The following is a 3,829-nucleotide window of genomic DNA, read 5'->3' on the forward strand; positions in this document are numbered from 1 at the left end:
AAATTAACATGATTTACATGTTTTTTCTTATTAAAGAAATATTTATATGTAAATGTTTTTTTATTATATAGATACCCATATTACGATAAGGAATGAGCCCTTCGCAAGATTGAAGGGCTCAAAAGGGTATTTTAAGCAATAGTTTTCTTCCGCAGCATATCTCTCCACTGTTTTAAAAGCTTCTTTCTTAGCTTCCTTAACATTGTGGATCAACTCCTTACTTTCTATTTTAAACTATCCTTGTCCAAAGTAAAGTAATCAAAGATGTTTAAAAAGATTTAGTTTTATTTTATTATATGTCAAATACAGCTTATCTCTCATGGGTATTTTTGGATAGCTCATGAATAATTGAACATTCCTTTATTAATATTCCTTAATTGACAATTTTGAAAAATGGGTTTAGTGTTTTATTACGTAAATCGAAATTTTTTACAAATTAGTTTTAAGGTAAGGATGAGGCAAATGGGAAAGCTATATAGTGCATTAGCAATTTTAAGCATCATTTGGGGAACATCATTTTTATTTGTTAAACTATTGCTGGAAGATTTGGGACCTGCTGGAGTTGTTTTTGGAAGGTGCCTTTTTGGCTTTTTAATACTAGCTATTTTCACATTAGTAAAACGTGAAAAAATCCAATACAAAGAACTTCCGCTAACAAAGCTTTTTTTAGTTGGATTACTAAACAATGCATTGCCATGGCTGCTTATTTCTATGGGTCAGACGAAAATCTCGTCAAGCTTAGCTTCCGTTATTAATGCCACAACACCTATTTGGACTCTTCTTATCGGCTCGCTATTTTTCTCAACCGTTTTAAGAAAAAAACAATGGATCGGTATTATTCTAGGGTTTATCGGGATATTTATTATTTCTGATCTAAAGTCTGGGGATTTTCTTTCGGGTCATTTTTCAGGAATCCTGTTTTTATTAGGTGCGACTATTTGTTATGGTGCAGGGACACAACTTACAAAGAAAAATTTAGGGCAAGTCTCGACCTTGCATATATCCTTATTTACCCTCTTTTTTGCTGCACTCATTAGTTTTTTCGTTATGTTAGTTTCATCGCCAGAATCCATCGTTGCCTTTACGGAATGGCATGTAATTTTCTCAATGCTTGGCTTAGGTTCATTAGGCTCAGGGGTTGCATACCTAATATATTATTATTTAATTAAAAATGGCGGTCCGGAATTTGCCTCCTTAGTAACTTATCTAGTGCCAGGATCAGCCATATTGTGGGGAGCTTTCATATTGGGAGAAAGTATTCATTATTCAATGATTGTAGGCTTGCTTATCATTTTTCTGGGGGTTTATATCACCTCTACTAAAGAAAAACAAAAAGAAGGTAAAGCTGCAGCCTAGTATGTATAGAAGGGAAAGAAACATAATTGAAAAAAATAGTATTCTTTGATATAGATGGAACGTTGGTAGACAGTGATAAACAGCTACAAAAGTCAACAAAACAAGCTCTTAAGCATTTAAAGGAGAATGGAGTATTTGTTGCGATTGCTACAGGGCGTGCTCCATTTATGTTTGACAGTCTGCGCAATGAGCTGGATATCGATTCTTTTGTTAGCTTTAATGGACAATTTGTTGTTTTTGAAAATGAAGTCATATTTAAAAATGAGCTGCCGACATCTGAAATTGAAAGGTTAGTGAACTACTCAATGGATAGAGGACATCCGCTTGTTTTTCTAGATGAAAAAGAAATGAAATCCTCAGAACTAGATAACAGATTTATTGAAGAAAGTATAGGCAGTTTGAAATTTCCTTATCCAGAAAAAGATATTGATTTTTATAAGAATAGGGAAGTTTATCAGGCATTAGTATTTACGGAAGAAAAAGAGGACGCGGCCTATGAAAGTGAATTTCTTAATTTCCGTTTTGTCCGCTGGCATCAATTTTCAACGGATGTGTTGCCTGCAGGAGGCTCAAAAGCTGAGGGAATAAAGCTAATGATAGACCGCTTAGGAATTGAGATGAAGAATGTATATGCTTTTGGGGATGGATTAAATGATATCGAAATGCTGCAAGCAGTTGGAACTGGAATTGCAATGGGCAATGCATTAGACGAAGTTAAGCTTGCTGCAGATGTAACAACAACTTCAGCAAACAACAACGGCATCTGGGACGGCTTGAAAAGAATAGGATTAATTTAGGGGAATTAAAATATAGGAAAAGACTGAACGCCTAATGTTCGGTCTTTTCCTTTGTCGCATGGTGTCCAAAAGTTGAACCTGCTATCTTTCGATTGGGACAGCACCCTCAATTGGTTTAAAAGGATCCTCTTTATTAATATGATCATAGAACATAATTCCGTTCAGATGATCAATTTCATGCTGAAACACGATGGCTAATATCCCTTTTAACCTTAATTTTACTTCAATTCCATCTATTGTAGTTCCTTGAACAGTTACTCTTGCATATCTTGGAACATTTCCAGGAATCAGATCATCAACTGATAAACAGCCTTCTCCAGAAGTTAAGTAAGCTTTTTCAACTGAGTGGCTTTTGATTCTTGGATTAAACAGCGCATAATTATGAAGAGTTCCTTTTTCATCCTTAAGGTAGACAGCAATCATCCTTTTTGAAATATTGATTTGCGGAGCAGCCAGCCCGATGCCTGGGCGCAGGCCATATTTTTCTGCAATCTCGGGGTTTTGACTATTGATTACATATTCTAAAAGGCTTTGTAAAATTAGCTTATCCTCTTCTGTTGGTGGAAGTGGAACTTCATCTGCAACTTTTCTTAATGTTGGGTGTCCATCACGAATAATATCCCTCATCGTTAACATGTCATTCACTCCTGTAGCATAAGATCAATCGGCGAATTTTTAATTACTTTATTTAGTCTATCAAAATGAATGAAAAATGTTAATAAAAAGAGAAGGTACATTTTTGCACCTTCTCCTACAATATTAGCAAAAGCAAACGCAGCCAACGATGATAAGAAGAATAAAAAGCACAACAATCAGCGCGAAGCCTCCGCCGCAGCCAAAACCGCCAGCAAACCCTGGATAGCCGCAGCCATAACCGTATCCACCATAACCAAACATGAAGGATAACCTCCCTAAAGTAGATTATCGCCTACATATTATTTTTTTTATAGGACGATTTATATAGCCTATGTTAGGAGTATTTTGTTGGTGAAGGCCTTTGCCTATGTCATAAATGAAAAGTATAGGGAATAGAATTATTTATGGACAAGCCTTTCGTGTATTGAAAAATGATGAGGCTGCAGGTATAGTTAAATTGTTCTAATTAAGGGGGTCTATAGCGTGCCGGTATCAATAAAAAGCTGCCTGATAATCATTTGTTTAAGTACGGTAATGATTATTTCTGGTTGTTTGAATAAGAGTTCAACTGTTGAACAAATATATAATGTTTTAGAAAAGGTTGTTGCATCGGAAGAATTATTTGAACAGCAGCAAGATCCGTTAGTCGAATTAGAGAAGAAAGAAAAAGAAATTTATGATAAAATAATTTCCTTAGGCATGAAGGAAATGGGAGAAGTTTCTAAATTGTCAGATGAAGCTGCCCAAATCGTTGACCAGCGGCAGGAACATATGGTCAAAGAAGAGGAAAGCATAAAAGCTTCTGAAAATGAGTTTAAATCATTAGAGCCACTGATTGAAGAAATGGAAGATCCTGAACTTAAGAGACTATCGCAAGATTTATTTGATTGTATGATGGAAAGATATTCTATTCATGAAGAAATATTTCAACATTACTCTAAAGCTATTCAATTAGATAAAGACCTTTACGCTATGTTTAAAGAAGAAAATCTTCAATTGACTCAGCTTGAGGAACAAATTAATAAAATTAATGAAGCATA

Annotated in this window: 5 protein-coding genes; 3 read left to right on the plus strand and 2 right to left on the minus strand. The window is 34.9% G+C overall.

The features are described from left to right. Positions 1-462: 462 nt before the first annotated feature. Both V7122_RS22630 and V7122_RS22635 read left to right on the plus strand, forming a co-directional pair. Complete coding sequence (locus V7122_RS22630) at positions 463-1,356, plus strand: DMT family transporter (RefSeq protein WP_335346470.1); 894 nt, start codon at positions 463-465, stop codon at positions 1,354-1,356. A 26-nt stretch (positions 1,357-1,382) separates the two neighbouring features. Continuing rightward, complete coding sequence (locus V7122_RS22635) at positions 1,383-2,153, plus strand: Cof-type HAD-IIB family hydrolase (protein WP_335529334.1); 771 nt, start codon at positions 1,383-1,385, stop codon at positions 2,151-2,153. Positions 2,154-2,234: 81 nt separating this feature from the next. Here V7122_RS22635 and def read toward each other — a convergent pair whose 3' ends face one another. Continuing rightward, a complete protein-coding gene (gene def, locus V7122_RS22640) occupies positions 2,235-2,789 on the minus strand; it encodes a peptide deformylase (protein WP_335355599.1) in 555 nt (184 codons plus the stop codon). Between the two features lie 123 nt (positions 2,790-2,912). Beyond that, the gene (locus tag V7122_RS22645) at positions 2,913-3,050 is read right to left on the minus strand and encodes a YjcZ family sporulation protein (RefSeq protein ID WP_335355598.1); all 138 of its coding nucleotides are present in this window, start codon (positions 3,048-3,050) and stop codon (positions 2,913-2,915) included. 222 nt (positions 3,051-3,272) lie between these two features. Here V7122_RS22645 and V7122_RS22650 point away from each other — a divergent pair. Beyond that, positions 3,273-3,829 (plus strand): YkyA family protein (locus V7122_RS22650; RefSeq protein ID WP_335355597.1); only part of this gene is annotated, 557 nt, incomplete at its 3' end.

This window comes from Bacillus sp. JJ1532 (genome assembly GCF_036965085.1).
Classification (GTDB): domain Bacteria; phylum Bacillota; class Bacilli; order Bacillales; family Cytobacillaceae; genus Cytobacillus.

What these genes read in the sequence shown, in the direction of transcription:
- V7122_RS22630 (WP_335346470.1), top strand. Translation starts at nt 463, where the DNA reads ATGGGAAAGCTATATAGTGCATTAGCAATTTTAAGCATCATTTGGGGA.
- def (WP_335355599.1), bottom strand. Translation starts at nt 2,789, where the DNA reads ATGTTAACGATGAGGGATATTATTCGTGATGGACACCCAACATTAAGA.
- V7122_RS22645 (WP_335355598.1), bottom strand. Translation starts at nt 3,050, where the DNA reads ATGTTTGGTTATGGTGGATACGGTTATGGCTGCGGCTATCCAGGGTTT.